At 44.4% G+C, this 19162-nt stretch carries 12 protein-coding genes; 10 read left to right on the top strand and 2 right to left on the bottom strand.

Annotation, left to right across the window (positions count from 1 at the left end; genetic code table 11):
• Nucleotides 1-66 precede the first annotated feature (66 nt).
• The 9 genes from AC1RM2_RS05425 to AC1RM2_RS05385 all read left to right on the top strand — a co-directional run bounded on the left by AC1RM2_RS05425 (nt 67) and on the right by AC1RM2_RS05385 (nt 16068).
• A complete protein-coding gene (locus AC1RM2_RS05425) occupies nt 67-1230 on the top strand; it encodes a FecR family protein (protein WP_492983987.1) in 1164 nt (387 codons plus the stop codon).
• A gap of 194 nt (nt 1231-1424) precedes the next feature.
• Complete coding sequence (locus tag AC1RM2_RS05420) at nt 1425-4814, top strand: TonB-dependent receptor (RefSeq protein WP_492983986.1); 3390 nt, start codon at nt 1425-1427, stop codon at nt 4812-4814.
• Between the two features lie 50 nt (nt 4815-4864).
• Nucleotides 4865-6358 carry a RagB/SusD family nutrient uptake outer membrane protein gene (locus tag AC1RM2_RS05415; protein WP_492983985.1) on the top strand — a complete coding sequence of 498 codons (1494 nt, stop codon included), beginning with the start codon at nt 4865-4867 and terminating at the stop codon, nt 6356-6358.
• A 150-nt stretch (nt 6359-6508) separates the two neighbouring features.
• Complete coding sequence (locus AC1RM2_RS05410) at nt 6509-9295, top strand: family 78 glycoside hydrolase catalytic domain (protein ID WP_492983984.1); 2787 nt, start codon at nt 6509-6511, stop codon at nt 9293-9295.
• Nucleotides 9296-9325: 30 nt separating this feature from the next.
• Nucleotides 9326-10477, top strand: a complete 1152-nt coding sequence (locus AC1RM2_RS05405) for an acyltransferase family protein (RefSeq protein WP_492983983.1) — start codon at nt 9326-9328, stop codon at nt 10475-10477.
• 16 nt (nt 10478-10493) lie between these two features.
• Nucleotides 10494-12770, top strand: a complete 2277-nt coding sequence (locus AC1RM2_RS05400) for a beta-N-acetylhexosaminidase (protein WP_492983982.1) — start codon at nt 10494-10496, stop codon at nt 12768-12770.
• Nucleotides 12771-12778: 8 nt separating this feature from the next.
• A complete protein-coding gene (locus AC1RM2_RS05395) occupies nt 12779-14980 on the top strand; it encodes a GH92 family glycosyl hydrolase (protein WP_492983981.1) in 2202 nt (733 codons plus the stop codon).
• Nucleotides 14981-15048: 68 nt separating this feature from the next.
• Nucleotides 15049-15261, top strand: coding sequence for a hypothetical protein (locus AC1RM2_RS05390; RefSeq protein ID WP_492983980.1), 213 nt, complete (start codon nt 15049-15051; stop codon nt 15259-15261).
• Between the two features lie 27 nt (nt 15262-15288).
• Nucleotides 15289-16068, top strand: coding sequence for an ATPase (locus AC1RM2_RS05385; protein ID WP_492983979.1), 780 nt, complete (start codon nt 15289-15291; stop codon nt 16066-16068).
• Nucleotides 16069-16085: 17 nt separating this feature from the next.
• Here the strand turns inward: AC1RM2_RS05385 and AC1RM2_RS05380 are convergent, their stop codons facing one another.
• Nucleotides 16086-16907 carry an SDR family oxidoreductase gene (locus AC1RM2_RS05380; RefSeq protein WP_492983978.1) on the bottom strand — a complete coding sequence of 274 codons (822 nt, stop codon included), beginning with the start codon at nt 16905-16907 and terminating at the stop codon, nt 16086-16088.
• 105 nt (nt 16908-17012) lie between these two features.
• Between AC1RM2_RS05380 and AC1RM2_RS05375 the strand changes: the two genes are divergently transcribed.
• The gene (locus tag AC1RM2_RS05375; protein WP_492983977.1) at nt 17013-17558 is read left to right on the top strand and encodes a lipocalin family protein; all 546 of its coding nucleotides are present in this window, start codon (nt 17013-17015) and stop codon (nt 17556-17558) included.
• A gap of 116 nt (nt 17559-17674) precedes the next feature.
• Here AC1RM2_RS05375 and AC1RM2_RS05370 read toward each other — a convergent pair whose 3' ends face one another.
• Nucleotides 17675-19150, bottom strand: a complete 1476-nt coding sequence (locus tag AC1RM2_RS05370; RefSeq protein WP_492983976.1) for an OmpP1/FadL family transporter — start codon at nt 19148-19150, stop codon at nt 17675-17677.
• Nucleotides 19151-19162: the final 12 nt, after the last annotated feature.

Below are 19162 nucleotides of genomic sequence, written 5' to 3'. Positions count from 1 at the left end.
TTTATTTTTTTTCTCCCCACGTAGGGGATACCCCTGTTTTTATACTCTTACTATGAAAACCAGGTTGTGCAAAAACAGGAATTTCAACAATTGATAGATAAATACCTTAACGGGCAGGCTACTGCCGATGAGGTGCAGCTGTTAATGGAATTGTTTGACAATGCCCAAACCAATAATGATTGGGACGAGCAAACCCTGGGCGTAAAGCACGAACTGGAAGATAAAATGCTGCAACGTTTGCAATCGGCTGTGCAGCAATCGTCAGCAAAGCATCAACCTAAGGTATTCAAAATCTTTCCTTTACGGAATGTAGCTGCGGCGGTAATTGGCCTTATGGTCATCAGCAGCGGAGTGTATTATTGCATGCAGCATGTTGCGAAGGATAACACCTTGGTAAAAAACAAGACGGTGGTTAAGCACGATGCCGACCCCGGTAAAAATGAAGCAGTCCTAACCTTAGATAATGGCGAAAAAGTGGTGCTCGATTCTGCAAGGATCGGCACCCTTGCCAAAAAAGGCAACATCAGCATTAAAAAAACTAAAGACGGGCAACTGGTTTACCAGGCCAACGGCGGTAACGCTTCAGCGGTAAATGGCCCTGTAGCTTATAACACCATCAGCACGCCGCGTGGCGGCCAATACCAGGTTATATTGCCCGATGGTAGCAAAATTTGGCTCAACGCCGCATCATCGCTAAAATTCCCCACGGCATTTACCGGTAGCCAACGTGATGTGGAACTAACCGGCGAGGCCTATTTTGAAGTGGCTAAAAATCCGTCGAAGCCATTCATAGTAAATGTTAATGCGCTTAATGTAAAAGTACTGGGTACCCATTTTAACATTAATGCTTACGCCGATGAGGACAACATTAAAACAACTTTACTGGAGGGCTTGGTACAATTAACCAGCGGCAATAGTCATAATTTGCTAAAACCAGATGAGCAGGGTATTGTCAAAGGCGATAATATCCAGGTTGTTGAAGTAGATGCTGAAAGGGCCGTAGCCTGGAAAAACGGTTTTTTTGATTTTAACCGGGCCAGTATCAGGGATATCATGAAACAACTATCACGCTGGTACAACATCCAGGTGGTTTACAACGGCAAAGTATCCGACGATGAATTTATGGGCAGAATTGAACGAAATGTGAAGTTATCGCATGTACTGCACGTTCTGGAGCTTAGCCATGTCCATTTCAAAATTGAAGATAAAAAGATAACAGTATCACCTTAACCATATCAGTTTTTAATATCAACCTTAAAAAACATCTACCTATGAGCAAAAACATACATCTCCATTAACACCCTACAACTACCTTACCCATGAAAAATGCCGGGAGTACTGCAATACTCCCGGCTTAAAATGCATGGGCTAAGCTTTTACTGAGTTTCCTTAACAGACACATTCACCCAAAACACGACGAAGTTATGCAATTAAACTTTAGGGGTAAAGTATTTTATGTACCCCAAACATCAACCTCCAAACTGTTTTTGACAATGAAGTTAACGGTTATCCTGATTATGATTGGCTGTTTACAGCTTAGCGCCAAAAGTTACTCGCAAACTATAACGTTAAGCGCAAACAATACTGCTATTGATAAAGTATTTACCGCCATTGAAAAGCAAAGCGGTTTTTATTTTTTTTACAAATACAACGAAATCAAGCAGGCCAAGCCCGTCACGCTTTCTTTAAAAAATGCCACGCTTGAACAGGCCTTACGCGAGTGTTTTAAAGACGAACCTTTTACCTACACCATTGATAACAAAACCATTATTGTAAATAAAAAGGAAGAGCAGACGGTCGCGCCCGATAAAATAACGGTTACCGGGCAGGTGCTTGATAATACCAAACAGCCATTGCCCGGTGTAAGCATTACCATTAAAGGTTCAAATACCGGGGTAATAAGCGGGGCCGACGGTAAATACAGCATCCAGGTTGATGATAACGCGGTGCTTGTTTTCAGGTTTGTAGGATTTAAAACCAAAGAGGAGCCTGTTAGCAAACGTGCGGTTATCAATGTATCCCTTGATGAAGATAACCAGCAAATGAGCGAGGTTGTAGTGGTGGGATACGGTAACCAGGAGCGTAAAAACGTTACCGGAGCCGTTGGAACCGTAAAAATGGCCAATATTAAAGAGATAAAAGCTGCCAGCCTTGATCTGAAACTGGCAGGGCAATTGGCCGGTGTTACGGTAAACCAGGTTACAGGCACACCGGGTGGTGGTGTGGCGGTTAATATACGTGGAGCCGGTTCAGTAGGTGCCGGTGACAACCCATTATACGTGGTAGATGGTTTTCCGCTCTCGCCGGGTTTTGATCAATATTCGAATCCGCTGAGCACCATTAATCCGGATGATATTGAAAATATAAGCGTGCTTAAAGATGCGGCTTCAACCGCCATATACGGTTCGCGTGGTGCAAACGGGGTTATCCTGATAACCACTAAGCGGGCAAAAAAAGGAGAATCGTCTATTACGGTAAACACTTCAACCGGCCTGCAATCGGTATTGCCCAAAAGCAAACTTAAAATGATGACTGCGGCCGAATTTGCCCAATGGCGCACTGAAGCTATCCAGGATGCAAACGCGGTCAATGGTACCAATACCCCCGTACCCGATGCGTATAAAAACCCTCAGTCGCTTGGCAAAGGTACCGATTGGTTTGACGCCGTAACCCGCGTTGCACCAATGCAAAATTACGATGTTACCATAGCTAACGGTACCGAAAAAGTACGGTCGTTGTTTTCATTGGGATACTTTGATCAGCAGGGTACTGTGCTTAATACGGCTTTTAAACGCTATTCGTTAAAGGCTACAATTGATGCAGATATAGCTAAAGGCTTAACCGTAGGGTTAAATATAGCCCCAACTTATAGTTTCAGAAATTTACAGGAAACAGACGGACACTTTCTTTCGGCAGCCTTAAGCCAGGCCTACCTGGAAAGCCCGCTTGTGCCGGTGAAACAACCGGATGGATCGTATACCAACGTTATTGGTTCGCCGGGTACTTTTCAAAATAATAACCCCGTAAGTTCGCTTGTAAATACTACCAACAAGCGTAACGAATTCAGGGCCCTTGCCAACACTTATATTGATTATGAAGTTATTAAAGGGTTGAATATAAAATCAACATTCGGTGTCGACTATCAAACCAAATCACAGGACTATTACAGGCCATCGTACCTGGGCGGGTTTAATGTTCCAAACCGCGATGGTAACCAGCAAAAAGCAGTGGCATCATTTACCTCGCAAAATGTTTTTAACTGGCTCAACGAAAACAGCATCAACTACAAAAAAACCTGGGGCAGCCATACGTTAACTGTATTGGCCGATTACTCCATACAACAGGAAAACTCGCATGACCGTTTTACTTTCGGCACCGGCTTTCCCGATGATGCCATACGGTCTGTTGCCAACGCAACTATCATAACCGCCGATGCCGGCGATGCCGAGTGGCGTTTACAATCGCTTATTGGCCGGGTAAATTATGCATACAAAGATAAATACCTTTTAAGCGGGTCTATCCGCCGCGATGGTTCATCAAGGTTTGCACCCGGACATCGCTGGGGTACCTTCCCGTCGGTATCAGGAGGATGGCGCATTTCCGACGAATCGTTTTTTCCTAAAACGGCGGCAATTGACCAGGTTAAGTTTACCGCAAGCTACGGCCTGGCCGGTAATAACGATGTAGGGAACTATGATTACATTCCCGTTGTTGATGTAGCCAATTATACATTTGGTGGTGGCCTTGCACCAGGGGCCTCCATAACCGACCAGATCGGCAATACCGAGCTTGGCTGGGAAACCACCAAACAGCTGGATATAGGCATGGATATATCGCTGCTAAAAGGCCGCATTTATTTAATTGCCGAATATTATAACCGTTATACCCAACGGATGCTGCAGTATATCCCAATTCCAATCGTATCAGGCTATGGTTACGCTTTATCAAATGTGGGTAATGTACGTAACCGCGGATGGGAGTTTACGTTGACCACAAAAAACATAGTAGAGCGTAACTTCAATTGGTCAACTGATCTTAACATATCATTTAACCGCAATAAGGTGCTTGATTTAGGCCCCACTCCATATATCTACGACGCGCCTAAAAACGACAACCCAACAAGTATTACCAAAGTTGGCTTGCCTTTAGGCCAGTTTTACGGGTATATTTTTGAAGGGATATTTCAAAACCAGGCCGAACTTGACAAATACCCGCATTTTGACGGTGAACAGGTTGGCAACATCAGGTACAAGGATATCAATAACGACGGCGTAATTGATGGCAACGACCAAACCAATATAGGCAACCCCTGGCCCAAATTTACATTTGGTTTCAGCAATCATTTTTCATACAAAAAATTTGATCTGAATATCATTACGGCAGGTTCGGTTGGCGGGCATGTATTTGATATGTACAAGCAGTTTACAACCAATTTAGATGGGGTTTTTAATGTCGAAGAGTCGGTTATTCATCGCTGGCGGTCTGCAAGCAATCCCGGCGATGGCATATTGCCAACCACTGTTTCAAACACCAATCTTGCGCGCGATTATTACCCATCATATTGGGTCGAAAGTAATTCGTACCTCGCAGTTAAAAATATTGATTTTGGATACAATTTTAAAACAAAGTTCACTAAAAATTTCAGGGTGTATTTCAGTGCCCAAAACGCCATACTATTAACCGGCTATAAAGGCGGTAACCCCGAGGTAGGCATAGATGGGCAGCAGGGTAACAGGTCGCTTTCGCCCAACGTAAATTTTACAGGTTACCCTGTTTCGGCAGTCTATACATTGGGATGTAACGTGACATTTTAATTGAAATGAGTATTCAAACGAATGATGGTGAAACCATAACAATCGAAATCATGAAAAAATACATATACGTTTTCCTGGTACTTATCGCATGTGGTATGTGGGGGTGTAAAAAAGACTATCTTAACCTTCAGCCTGCCGATACTCAAAACACAACCAACTTTTTTAAAACACAGGCACAGTTTGTTCAGGCGGTTAACGGGGCTTATGCACCATTACAAGGCCTGTATAATGGCAGTTTTTGGGCAATGGGCGAAATGCGGTCTGACAATACATCGTACGAGTTTGACCCCTATGATCGCTCTGGTACTAACAAAGAAGAAATAGACGAGTTTAGGGAGTTGAACAATAATGATATGGTAGGTGCCTTTTTCAGCGCCAGTTATACAGGTATTGGCCGCTGCAACGCCATCTTAGCCCGTTTACCGGCGGCAAAACTGGATGCGGCCGTTGCCGATACCATTGCAGGGCAAGCCAGTTTTTTACGCGCATTTAACTATTTTAACCTGGTGCGTATGTTTGGCCGGGTGCCGCTGGTACTTAACGAGGTAGCATCGGTAAGCGAGGCTTACAAGGTAGCAACCAAGGCCGAGGTAGATGCTGTTTACGCGGCTATTATTGCCGATGCGCAGGTTGCAGTTGCCAAACTGCCTGTAACCTATGCCGGCGCCGCAAATAAAGGCCGGGTAACCAAGGGAACTGCCGAAACCATGCTTGCCGAGGTGTACATGACCCGGAAAAAATTTGACCTGGCCATTCCCTTGCTGCGGAATATTATTGCATCAAATGCTTATCATCTGAATACAGATTATGGCGATAACTTTGATAATAATAAAGAGAACGGCCCCGAGTCTATTTTCGAAATACAATACATTGAGGGTTCAAACGGACTGGGTAGCGATTTTGTAGATACGTTTATACCCTGGGATTATTATGACTCGGATGTGACCGGTTTTGAGATAGCCAATGGCGCGCAAAACGGCTGGAATATACCAACACAGGATTTGGTTAATGCATATGAGGATGGCGATAACCGCAAAGATGCCTCGTTAATTGAATTTACATCTGATGAGTACGGCGTGGATTTGCCCTTTATTAAAAAGTTTGCAACCACCAGCGCCGTGCAGGGTGTAACCGGTAAAAATTTCCCGGTGTACCGCTATGCCGATGTTTACCTGATGCTGGCCGAATGCCTTAACGAGCAGGGATTTGTGGGTGGCGGCGATGCTTTTAAATATTTAAACCTGGTACGCGAACGGGCCGGCCTGGCCGCTAAATCCGCCGGGAATGATGACCCTGCTTTAAATGTTTCGGGGCAGGATGCCTTTCGGGATGCTATAGCGCATGAAAGGCAGGTTGAATTGGCGTTTGAAAATCACCGCTGGTTTGATCTTTTACGTACAGGTAAGGCCGTTGCTGTAATGACAGCCCACGGCGCCCGCGAAAAAGCCTTTAAAAAACCTTACTGGAATGTTAACTCGGCTGCATACTCAAATATCCGCCTGCTTTTTCAATACCCGTTAACCGAAGGCACCCTGGAACATTAGCCCGTGGGGCCTACCGGTCCCCGCGAAACTTTTGCGGGGCCATTTTCGTTTACTGATAGATATTGCAATTACCACATCATTTTTACTTGTTTTATAGCTAAATATGTACGGTACTTAAAACAAAAATCGTTCTAAAGCTATATTTAATGCATGAATTATATTCAACAGGTAAGCGTGCTCAAAAAAGGATGCTTCAGTATCGTTTTATTATTTTCTGTTTCCCTAAGCTGTTTCTGCCAGGTTAAGTCATTACCACCACCCATCACGGTTGATAACCTTATTTGTGAGTATAAAACCAACCCCATATCGGTTGCAGTTGCTAATCCGCGTTTGAGCTGGAAACTGGTATGCCCGGAGCGCGACATTCAGCAAACATCCTATGAAATAAGAGTTGGCAGCAATGCCGTATCGTTAACAAAAGGCAAGGATATCATCTGGGGTACAGGCCGCATTTATTCCGCTCAGTCTATCCAGGTTTATTATGGCGGGCCTATGCTTGCTTCGCGCCAAAAAGTTTACTGGCAGGTTAGGGTATGGGATAACAAAAACCGGGTAAGCCCCTGGTGTATGGTCAACTTTTGGAAAATGGGTTTGCTAAACCCAACCGACTGGTCGGCCAAATGGATCCAGGATACTTACCCGTCTGACACCACCAACGGCCCGGCGCCCATGTTCCGCAAAAGTTTTAAGTTAGATAAAAAAGTGCGTGCAGCACACTTATACATCACCGCGCACGGTGTTTTTGAAGCGCAAATAAATGGCAAACGTGTTGGTAATGATTATTTTGCCCCCGGCTGGACGAGCTATAACAAACGCCTGCAATATAATGTGTATGATGTTACCACCAATATGCTAAAAGGCGCCAACGCCATTGGCGTAACCGTTGGCGATGGCTGGTACAGGGGCTATACTTATAACCGTAAAAAAAATATATATGGCAGCAAACTGGCCCTGCTTTGCCAGTTGGAATTAGTGTATACTAATGGTAAACGGGAAATAATTAATTCAGATAAAAGCTGGAAGGTAACTTATGGCCCAATACGCTCGTCATCTTTTTTTGATGGCGAGGTTTATGACGCCCGCAAGGAAAAAAACGGCTGGACAAGTCCCCTTTATAAAGACATGGGCTGGGATACGGTTAAAATGGATACGACCATAAGGAATAACCTGATTGCCACCACCGGCCCGACTGTAAAAAAACACGAAAAGTTTTTGCCCTTAAAGGTATTTACCACACCGGCAGGCGAGCGGGTTGTCGATTTTGGCCAAAACCTGGTAGGCTGGGTGCAGTTTAAACTGAAAGCAAAGGCAGGCGATACCGTCAGGCTTTACCATGCCGAAGTGCTGGATCAAAAGGGAAATTTTTACACCAAAAACCTGCGTACCGCCAAACAGGAAATTACCTATGTTTTTAAAGATGATAGCATTGCCACTTTCGAACCTCATTTTACCTTCCAGGGGTTCAGGTTTTTAAAGGTGGTGGGTTATACCGGCCCGCTGGATTCCACAAATCTGGCTGCTTATGCCGTTTACTCGGATATGGCACAAACAGGCAAATTTTCCACTTCAAACCCATTAGTTAACCAGTTACAACATAATATTCAATGGGGGCAAAAAGGAAATTTTATTGATGTGCCTACCGATTGCCCGCAGCGCGATGAGCGCATGGGCTGGACGGGCGATGCACAGGCCTTTTGCCGTACCGCCACGTTTAATATGGATGTGGCAGGCTTTTATACCAAATGGCTGAAAGATTTAACCGCCGATCAGCATAAAGATGGCGCGGTGCCTTACGTAATACCTAATATGCTGGATAGCGCTTCGTCTGCCGCATCCGGCTGGAGCGATGTGGCCACTATAGCTCCCTGGAATATTTACCTGGCTTATAATGATAAACAGGTGTTGCAGCAGCAGTACGAAAGTATGAAGGCCTGGGTGGGCTATATTCAACAACATAGCCGCAACTATTTGTGGGATACAGGCAACCACTTTGGCGACTGGCTGTTTTACGCCGGTACCAATTACGAAGATGGCGCCGCACTAACCGACAAAAACCTGATAGCGCAGGCTTTTTATGCCCACTCAACGCAATTGCTCATCAATGCAGCCAAAATATTGGGTAAAAGCGATGATGTACAAAAATATTCGCAGCTGTTGTATAATATCAAAAAAGCTTTTAACAGCGAGTATGTAACACCCAACGGGCGCATGATATCGGGTACGCAAACCTCATACGTGCTGGCATTAAATTTCGATTTACTGCCCGAGAACCTGAGGGTATCGGCAGCAAAAAGGCTGGTAAAAAATATTGATGATTACGACGAGCATATCACTACCGGCTTTTTAGGCACACCCTATATTTGCCATGTTTTGAGCCGCTTTGGCTTTACAGATATTGCTTATGACCTGCTGATGAAAGAATCGTACCCATCGTGGCTATACCCGGTTAAAAACGGCGCCACCACCATTTGGGAGCGCTGGGATGGCATTAAGCCGGATGGCACTTTTGAAGACCCTGAAATGAACTCTTTTAACCATTACGCATACGGCGCCATAGGCGATTGGATGTACCGGGTAATTGCCGGTATTAATACTGACGAGGCTGATCCGGGTTTTCACAAAATTATTATAGCGCCAAAACCGGGCGGTAAATTAACCAGCGCGCAGGCCGAACTGGAAACCCTGTACGGCAAAATAAAATCGGCATGGAGTATTGATAATGGCATATTTACCCTGGATATCGTAGTGCCGCCAAATACTACTGCACATGTTATTTTGCCATCGGTAACAGATCAGATCACGGAGAGTGGCCTGGATTTTAATACCGAAGAGGAGATAACCGAAATTAAAAAAGTTGGTAATGATGAACAGATGAATGTAGTTTCGGGTACGTATCATTTTGTATATACGCTTAAGGCCCCGGGGAAAAAGATCTGACGGCCTGATGATTTATGGAAATAATAAAACATGGCAAATACAATAGTTGGCGATAAGGCCACCAGTACCAGCAGGCCAAGACTACTTTCGCTCGATTTTTTTCGTGGCTTTACCGTCGCGGCTATGATCCTGGTAAATGATCCCGGCGATTGGGGGCATATTTACTGGCCGCTGGAACACTCTAAATGGAATGGCTGCACCCCAACCGACCTGGTGTTTCCTTTCTTCCTTTTTATGGTGGGGGTATCCATCGTTTATGCTATGCAGGGCAAAAAGTCAGATGAAGCAAATCATGGTAAAGCTATCCTTTCTATACTGCGACGCACATTAATCATCGTTGCATTAGGCGTTTGCCTGCCATTGATCAGCGATTTTCAGTTTGCGCATCTTCGCTTCCCCGGCGTATTACAGCGCATAGGGGTGGTGTTTGGCATTACTGCCATTATGTACCTGAAAACGAATACCCGAACACAAATTATGATAGCTGTAAGTTGTTTAATTGGCTATTATTTAATCATGACTTTTGTGCCGGTGCCTGGCGTAGCTCACCCCAACCTTGAAAAGGAGACCAATTTGGGCGCTTACATTGATAGGATGGTTTTTACCACCAATCACCTTTGGCAAGCCTCTAAAACATGGGACCCCGAAGGGTTGTTGGGTACCGTACCCGCTATTGGTACCTGTTTGTTAGGCGTATTTACAGGCACCTGGCTTAAAAGCGACCGGCTTAAAAACGGCAACGAAATTTTTAAACTTACCGGCGCGGGTGTGTTGCTGGTTATACTTGGCTTAATATGGAACACGTTTTTCCCTATCAATAAACAATTGTGGACAAGCTCATTTGTGCTGTTTACAGCCGGGCTGGCTATTATTATCCTGTCGTTATCGTACTGGCTTATCGATGTAAAAGGCTATAAGAAAATCCTGCCGCCATTCCTTGCCTTCGGCCGCAATGCCATAGCCGCCTATGTTTTAGCCGATGTAATCCCGGAAATACTATCCATTATTCAGGTTACGGACAACGGGCATAAAACAAATGTCTGGTCGTACATGTACTTTCACCTCCTTACGCCCAATTTTTCGCCAGAGAATGCGTCGCTGATATCGGCCATACTTACGGTTATCATTATATTTATCCCTGTTTGGATATTGTACGTCAAAAAAATCACCGTAAAAATTTAAGCCCCCCTTACATTACATGAACAACATCAGCATAAAGTATTTAGCCGCGGTTTTTATAGTTACTTGCATCAGTTTACAGGTAAGGGCGCAACTACACATTATACCCCAGCCTTTGCACTTAACCGAACAAAAAGGCAGCTTTGTTTTAAGCAGTAAAGCAGTTATCGGGGTTGATAAAGAAAGTGAGGCTGTAGGTAAATACCTGCAAACCTATCTCGCTACGTATTATAAGCTTAATTTAAAGCTGAAAGTTTACCCTAAAATTCCGGCTGCTGCGGCAATAAAATTGGTAACCGCGGTAACCAATAAAGAAGGTGCTTATAACCTGGATGTAACTCCCGGCACTGTAAAAATATCGGGTAATGGAGCCGGCGTGTTCTATGGGGTACAATCATTTATTCAATTATTACCGGGGCGGGCTATTGCTCCTTTAAAATTAGCGGCATGCCGTATTGCCGATGAGCCCCGCTTTCAGTGGCGTGGGTTAAGCCTGGATGTAAGTCGCCATTTTTTTACAGTTGATGAGGTTAAAAGGTATATTGATGTGATGGCCCATTATAAGCTGAATATATTTCACTGGCATTTAACGGATGATGAAGGCTGGCGCATCCAGATTAATAAATACCCAAAACTGACCGAAGTTGGCGCTAAGATTACCTATTATGAAAAACAAGGGAAATTTCGCAAGTTGGATAATTTGATAGATGGTGGTGGCAAAGATGGGTTTTATACCCAGGCCGAGATTAAAGAAGTGGTAAAATACGCGCAGGACAGGTTTGTAACCATCCTGCCCGAAATCGAGATGCCCGGCCACAGCGAGGCGGCCATATTTGCCTATCCCGAATTAGGCTGCCAGGATTCAACCGGCGCCAAACACCGTGTACGCATGCTGGATCCAAGCGAATATACTTTTACCTTTATGGAAAACGTGCTTACGGAAGTGATGGCATTGTTCCCTAACCAATACATTCACATTGGCGGTGATGAAGCCGAAATGGAGGCCTGGCTGAAAAGCCCGACAGCCGTTGCTCTAATAAAAAAAGAGGGCCTGAAAAGCGAGAAGGAAGTACAAAGCTATTTTATTAAACGAATAGAAAAATTCCTACTCTCCAAAAATAAAAGACTCATTGGATGGGACGAGATATTACAGGGTGGCCTGGCCGAATCGGCCACGGTAATGAGCTGGCAGGGCGAAGCGGGCGGCATAGCTGCGGCAAAAATGCACCACCATGTGGTGATGACACCGCTGCCTTATATGTATTTTGATGCGCCTCAGGCGGCCGAGGATTTGGAACCGGTGGGATGGAACCCAACGGTAACCTGGCAAATGGTGTACAACTACGAACCCATGTCTAAAGAGCTTAACGCCGAAGAGGCAAAATACATTTTAGGTGCCCAGGGTAATATTTGGGCCGAGAAAGTGCCCACTGCCACACATCTGCAATACATGGTTTATCCGCGTGCTTTAGCTGTAGCCGAACTCACCTGGTCGGCAGCGGAAAATAAAGATATAGATAGATTTGCCTACAAAATGAAACAGCAATACGGCTACTTCAAACTCTGGAACTGGAATGCCCGCCTGCCCGATATTGTGGGTATGGACAATATTGTAACCAATAGCAACCAGTTTGGGCTGGTGCTTAAATACCCGCTGTTGGGCGCGCAGGTACGTTATTCGCTTAACGGCAAAATGCCCGATAGCACCGCTAAACCACAATCGTTCCCCGTAAAAATCAATACCATGCTCCAGGATACCTTCAGTATTAAAACTTATACCACCTGGACACTAAATAAGCAGCATATTTTGCAGGAGGCCATGATCAGGCATGTGGATATTAAGCCCGTTATTATCGACCAGGCGGCGTTTACCCCCGGCTTCAGCTACCGGCTGATTAAGAGCAAGGAATACAATATTGATAAAGTGGATACCACACAGGTGGTGACAACTGCTATCATTAATTCGGCTACGCCGATGGTGCTGCCGGTAACAGACGGAAACCTCACCTGGGTAAAAGTAAACGGCTTTATCCGGATTAATGCCGATGGTGATTACCAGGTTACTTCGGGCTTTTTAGTTAGTCCGGCGCTGTTTATCAATGGCGAGCAGATCATATACCGGGGTAAGGATAAGTACGCGCAGCCGCAAAAAGGGATGCTGCATCTAAAAAAAGGTGCCTACGCCATTAGCGGCCATTATATTGCCGATAACACCAACCGTAATGAGGATTTGCTGATCATCAAAGCTGCCGATGGTAAGGTGATAGATCCTCAGGTTTATATGTTCCATCAATAGCGTTTGATATGAGGTTATCCTGGTGCCCGAAAGTTGTTTTGTTGCTATTTTGCCTTGTTGCGGGTAGTACAGCCTATGCCCAAACATATGGTAAATATGTAAACCCTTTTATTGGCACATCGGCAACCGGTCATACATTTCCCGGCGCTACCGTTCCCTTCGGATTGGTGCAGCTAAGTCCCGAGACCGGCAACTTTGGCTGGAATTATTGCTCGGGCTATCGTTATGAAGATAGCGTGACTACCGGTTTTGCCCATACCCATTTAAGCGGCACCGGCGGTGTTGATTTGGGCGATGTATTATTCTTTCCATTCCAGGGGAATGAACCCATAAAATTCGTGAGCAAATTCTCGCACCAAACAGAAAAAGCATCCCCGGGGTACTACGAGGTTGTTTTAGGCGATCATAATATCAAGGCACAGCTTACGGCTACAGCGCACACGGGCTTGCATCGTTATACGTTCAGCAAACCTGGCAAGTCGCATTTGCTTATTGACTTGCAAAGCGGCCTGGTTGAGGATGCGGAACAATTGAAAGAACATGTGTTTGAAGGCAGCATTACTGTCAATAGCAAAAACAATATCAGCGGGTATGCTTATACCAGCCAATGGGTTGAGAAGAAGGTTTTTTTTACCGCTACGTTCGGCAAAGCCTTTACCGGCTATCATTTTATTGATGGCGACGCCCATCGCCGCCTGGTTGTTGATTTTGACACTCAGCCCGGCGAAACTATTGAAGCCAAGGTTGCCATATCCACGGTGAGCATCGATGGAGCCCATAAAAATCTTGCTGCCGAAATAGGCAATAAAACCTTTGCACAGATTAAAGCCGAGGCGGCCAAAGTTTGGGAAAACTATTTTTCCCGGTTGAAGGCCGAGGGGGGAGAGGAGCAGAAAATAGCCTTTTACACCAGTATTTACCATGCCCTTATCCAACCCAATAATATTGCCGATGTAGATGGCAAATACCGCGGAGCTGATGGCTTAGTGCATCAGTCTGCCGATAAGGTTTATTATTCTACGCTATCGCTATGGGATACCTACCGGGCCGCTCATCCACTGTATACACTCATCTGTCCTGATAAAGACGGGCAGATGGTTGAGACGATGCTGCAACACTTTAACGTAGCTAAATTATTGCCTGTATGGACATTGTTTGGCAAAGAAAGCTACGCCATGATAGCCAATCACGCCATTCCGGTTATTGTGGATGCCAGCTTGAAAGGGATTAAGGGCTTTGATAAGCAACAGGCATTTGCGGCCATTAAAGCTACGCTTACCACCAATAAAAACCCTAAATACAATTGGGATTTGTACATGAAGTATGGCTACCTGCCATCTGATTCGGTGAAGCGCGAGGCGGTATCACGTACGCTGGAGGCAGCTTATGATGATTGGTGCGCTGCTCAGTTAGCCAAATTGCTGGGCAAAATAGCAGATTATAATTACTTCAGTAAACGGTCTTCCTTCTACAAAAACCTGTTCGATAAATCAACCAACCTGATGCGGGGCAAACTGGCTGATGGCAATTGGGTACAACCATTTGCCCATTTGGATAGCGGGCAGCTGGCCATAGGCGGCGATTATACCGAAGGCAACGCCTGGCAATACACCTGGCAGGTACAGCAGGACATTCCGGGGTTAATCAACTTAATGGGAGGGAAGAAGGCTTTCTTAATCAAACTCGATTCGCTGTTCAGTATGGATTCCAAAGTATTTGGCAAAGGCTCAACGCTTGATGTTACTGGGTTGATAGGTCAGTACGCGCATGGTAATGAGCCTAACCATCATATTGCTTATTTATACACGCTTGCCGGCGATGCCGCTAAAACGCAGCGTTTGGTAAGGCAAATTGCCGATCAGTTTTACCAAAACAAACCCGATGGTTTATCCGGGAATGATGATTGCGGGCAAATGTCGGCATGGTATATCTTTACAGCTATGGGCTTTTATCCGGTTAACCCGGCCGACGGTAAATATGTGTTTGGCGCGCCACAGTTGAGTAAGGTTAGCCTGGCATTGCCCGGTAATAAAAGTTTCCTTATCGAGGCCAGGAATCTAACGGTAGCCAATAAATATGTACAAAGCATCAGCCTGAATGGGAAGCCTTATTTGAAGAGTTATATTAGCCATAAAGATATTTTGAAAGGCGGGAAGCTGGTTTTTGTGATGGGGGATAAACCAAATGTTGGAAAATATGATGGGGGATAAAGCCTTCTGCTGTATTTGAATTGACTGAAAAATTATGTTAGGTGATAAAATAATCTTAACTTTAATTTATGAAAACAACGTTAAAAAAGGAGTCCAGACATACCACCGAAGATGGATATGCCTATTTAACAAAGAGGACTTTGGTTGCTAAGGCGAAAAGTGCCGGGAGGTTAGCCGCAAAAAACGCAATGGAAATTATGGGCTATGTTGTTACCGTTAAAGATGGTTGGGTTGTAGAGGAGCACGAAGATGGACATATTGTTAAGCTGTCTGAAATATAATTCTAATACTAACCTTAGTACAGTCCCATGCAAAGAGATAGCAGCTCTGCCCAACTCAGGCTTAGAGTATTTGCAGGACCCAACGGATCGGGAAAAAGCACTGTAGTCAGGTCAATAAGAGAAACGAAAGTAGATGGAAAGCCCATTGATTTTGGTATATACATTAATGCAGATGATATTGCTTTAGCTTTAAAAACAGATTCATTTAGTTTTAAAGCCTATAAAGTTGAAACAACTAAAGAATCTATTCTGATCTTCGCCCGGCAATCGGGGCTTTTGAGTGATAAATTTACTATCGAGAATTTGGGAGCAGGATTTGTGCTGAAAGGAGATCGCCTTACGATGGTTATAAGCACAATTTTAGATCGGTTGGTCCAAATCATCGCGCGTTATTTAAGAGAGGTTTTACTATCCAAGCGGGAAAGGTTTTCATTTGAAACTGTGTTTTCGCATGATTCAAACCTTGATATCATGAAGCGGGCGAGTAAAGCTGGATATAAAGTTTATTTGTACTTTGTGTCGACCGAATCTCCAGAAATAAATATCTACCGTGTAAAATTGCGTGTAAAGCAAAATGGACACGATGTCCCCGAAGATAGAATAAGAGAAAGATATAAGAGAGCTTTGGGTTTGATGTACGAAGCTTCACAAATAGCCTATCAGGCCTTCTTTTTTGATAACTCTAAAAATGATGAACCATTTACTTTGGCTGGTCATTTTAAAAAATCAGGTCAAAGAAAAATTTGGGATGATATCCCCTCAGTTCAGGTACCCAAATGGTTCAAGACTTATTATAGGTCGAAGTGATTTATTTAAAGTTTTTTCTATTGTTCCAAAGCTGTAAATTGATAACCAAGGATGGCCCAAGGATTCAAGCTCTTCACAATTTTCCACTCCTTCAATTCATCAATAAACTCCGGATTTTCCAACCCCGCATCCGCGGTAGCCTGTGCATAAAACACTGATTTTACAGGATGATCTGGTGCACATCCGTTAAAAAGGTATCCAAAGGCATCGTGGCCAACAATAGCTTTTGTTAATCCTATGCAATCATCCAGGTGAATGAGGTTAACCGGCGCATTCCCATTTGGGATATTTTTTTTACCCGCAAAAAAACGTCCGGGATTTCGACCGGGGCCAATTAATCCCGCGAAGCGGATAATGGTTGTTTTAAATGTTGCCCCTTGTCTGAGAAGGTTTTCGGCAGCAAACAGAACCCGGCCCGCTTCGGTGTTGGGTTGTGGGTCGGTATTTTCGTCAACCTCGTAATTTAAGTCGGCATAAACACCGGTGGAACTGATGAATATTACTTTTTTAACGTCATGTTGCTTTATCGCATTAATTATCTTTTCTATCTTATGAATAAAATCCACACCCTCGCCCGCGCGTGTTTTAGGCGGGGTGGCTATCAAAAGTATGTCGCAGTCAAAAAAGCGGGCATCGTAATTTTCGGTGGCGGCAGTAAAATTAACCAGGTATGGTTCAATGCCTTCATCCGCCATGGTTTCCATTTTGCCGGGCGATGTGGTTGACCCTTTTACCCGTATTCCATCGCTAATCAGTGCTTTTGCTAATGCCAGGCCATACCAGCCGCAGCCTAATATACTGATGGTGTTTTTGTGCTGAAATGCCGCTGTACTCTCCAAATTTAATACTTTGTGACAAAGGTAATTAAATATTTCAGGGCGTTTAATAACATAAATATCTGTACCGGGGTTAAACTTTTTGCTCCTGCTGATCGTTAGTGAAATATGAAGAAAGAAATTTTGGCAACTTCTGTAGTATTGGGTTTGGCCGCTGCTGCTGCTTTGGCATTGCAACAGGCAAAAGAAAAACCTTTGGAAACCGTAAATTACGTCGACATAAAAAAATACCTGGGCACCTGGTTCGAGGTAGCCGCTTTTCAGCAGCCTTTTGAAAAAGGATGTTCCTGCACATCGGCAACTTACGGCCTAAATAAGGATGGCAGCATCATTGTTAAAAATCGGTGTATAAAAGGTAATAAGCTTAAAGTGACCGAAGGACGGGCCACCGTGACAGATAAAGGCGTTAACTCCAAACTTGACGTGCAGTTTTTTTGGCCTTTTAAAGGCAAATATTGGATTATCGACCTGGCTAAAGATTATAGTTACGCTGTGGTTGGGCACCCCAATCGCAAATTTTTGTGGATTTTGAGCCGCAGGCCAACGTTGGATGACCAAACTTATAACCAACTAATGGTGCGTGCTGCAAACAAAGGATTTGACATACGACGGCTGGTAAAAACCGAGCAAATAGGGGATTTATCGGGGATATAAATAGTAGTAAGTATCAAGTAGTAAGTAGTAAGACCTTTAGGAAGGTTGCAAGTTCAAAAATCCGTTATCCGAAATCAAAAAATCTTGTTACTTGATACTTACTACTTGATATTCTCTTAAAAACTATACCCTAATGTCAGGAATGCGTTATTGTTGGTCTTTTTCAAATTGGCTCCTGGGCTGCCTGTACCTATTTCATAGGGGTAAACTGTTTGGTTGCCGCTTAAATGCGCATAAGTGGCATCAACATAATAGCTACCAAAGCGTACACCAATACCACCAGTTACGGTTTTAATATCGCTGCCGTTAGTTTTTAGCGGGCTACCCTGTATCCCGTAACCACCGCGCAGGTAAAACATGCTGTTAAGCCGCGCCTCGGCACCTATACGGGCATTTACGGTTGAGCGGTACAGGGCTTTTATGTTGCTGTTATCAAAATCGGCGCTATAGCTGTCGTTGCTGCTAATGTGGGTAGTAGTGTAATCAATATAATCCACATCGCCCGATACGAAGCCGTATTTGCCTATAAAAATGGCGGCGCCGCCGGTTAATTTTAAGGGAGTGCGCATGTTATAGGATAATGGGTACTCTACCGGGCCGTTTTTAAAGCTGCTGTTATTGGCAAAATTGGTATTCAGGCCTTCGGAGTACGAGTCGTCAATGGTATAATAAGTTGGCGATGTAAAGGTAAAGCCTAAGCGCAACGCGTTAACGGGTTTGTAAATTACCCCCAGTTTAACATTGGCGCCAGATCCCTTGGTAACCTGGTCCTGTACAAAATTGGAGTTAAAGCCAACATTTGTGCCCACGTTATTAACTAATATATTGGCTGTGCCTGTTTCATTGAACACGTTATAGGAATTGTAACGGATGTCGGAAAAAGAAACGCCTAATCCCAAATATAGTTTGTTGCTGTAGTTGGCGCCAAATGCCAGGTTAACTTCTGATTGCCCGCCTGTGCGAATGGTGTTGCTTAATTGATTTACAGTGCCAAATGAATTTCTTCGATATTCGCTCCCGCCCGTGATGGCATAGCTATCTATCAGGTTTTGTTGATAGGCCCAGTCATCTAATCCCCCTGAGCTCACCTGGCCATTTGAATTGGCAATTCCCGCGTAATAGTCGCCTATGGAGTTGCTGGCGTTTTTACCGCCGTAGGTAATGTTTTCATAAAAATTATTGGTACGGCTGTATGCTGCGCCGTAGTTGATACTTAACCATCCTTTGGTTTTGTCGCGGCCTCTTGGCGTGCTCAGTCGCTGGTAAATTACAATCGAACCGTTACTGAAATTCAGATTGCTTTTGCTGTCGGTATTAAACTGGCCAAGGTAGGTTGAATTTACTTTCGACCCGTCAAACTCCGGCGTAATGCTTGCCTCGGAGTGCGTAAAAAAGCCCAAACCTGCGGGGTTACCGCTGATCGAGCTTAAATCGCCCCCAATTGCCGTACCCGCGTTGCCTATCCCCTTGATGCGCGACGTTGAACCGGTTTGAAAGGTGCTGAAACGAATAGCATCCTGCGAATATTGCGCAAAACTATCTTTAGTAATTGCTACTATAGCAATCACACTAAGTAAATATTTAATCTTCATAGATTTAAGCTG

The organism is Mucilaginibacter sp. GW822-FHT03E02 (assembly GCF_058801545.1).
The sequence above is the reverse complement of the archived record's forward strand: the minus strand, read 5'-3'. Positions and strand labels throughout refer to the sequence as shown.

What these genes read in the sequence shown, in the direction of transcription:
- AC1RM2_RS05420 (WP_492983986.1), top strand. Translation starts at nt 1,425, where the DNA reads ATGCAATTAAACTTTAGGGGTAAAGTATTTTATGTACCCCAAACATCA.
- AC1RM2_RS05375 (WP_492983977.1), top strand. Translation starts at nt 17,013, where the DNA reads ATGAAGAAAGAAATTTTGGCAACTTCTGTAGTATTGGGTTTGGCCGCT.
- AC1RM2_RS05400 (WP_492983982.1), top strand. Translation starts at nt 10,494, where the DNA reads ATGAACAACATCAGCATAAAGTATTTAGCCGCGGTTTTTATAGTTACT.
- AC1RM2_RS05395 (WP_492983981.1), top strand. Translation starts at nt 12,779, where the DNA reads ATGAGGTTATCCTGGTGCCCGAAAGTTGTTTTGTTGCTATTTTGCCTT.
- AC1RM2_RS05385 (WP_492983979.1), top strand. Translation starts at nt 15,289, where the DNA reads ATGCAAAGAGATAGCAGCTCTGCCCAACTCAGGCTTAGAGTATTTGCA.
- AC1RM2_RS05405 (WP_492983983.1), top strand. Translation starts at nt 9,326, where the DNA reads ATGGCAAATACAATAGTTGGCGATAAGGCCACCAGTACCAGCAGGCCA.
- AC1RM2_RS05370 (WP_492983976.1), bottom strand. Translation starts at nt 19,150, where the DNA reads ATGAAGATTAAATATTTACTTAGTGTGATTGCTATAGTAGCAATTACT.
- AC1RM2_RS05390 (WP_492983980.1), top strand. Translation starts at nt 15,049, where the DNA reads ATGAAAACAACGTTAAAAAAGGAGTCCAGACATACCACCGAAGATGGA.
- AC1RM2_RS05415 (WP_492983985.1), top strand. Translation starts at nt 4,865, where the DNA reads ATGAAAAAATACATATACGTTTTCCTGGTACTTATCGCATGTGGTATG.
- AC1RM2_RS05410 (WP_492983984.1), top strand. Translation starts at nt 6,509, where the DNA reads ATGAATTATATTCAACAGGTAAGCGTGCTCAAAAAAGGATGCTTCAGT.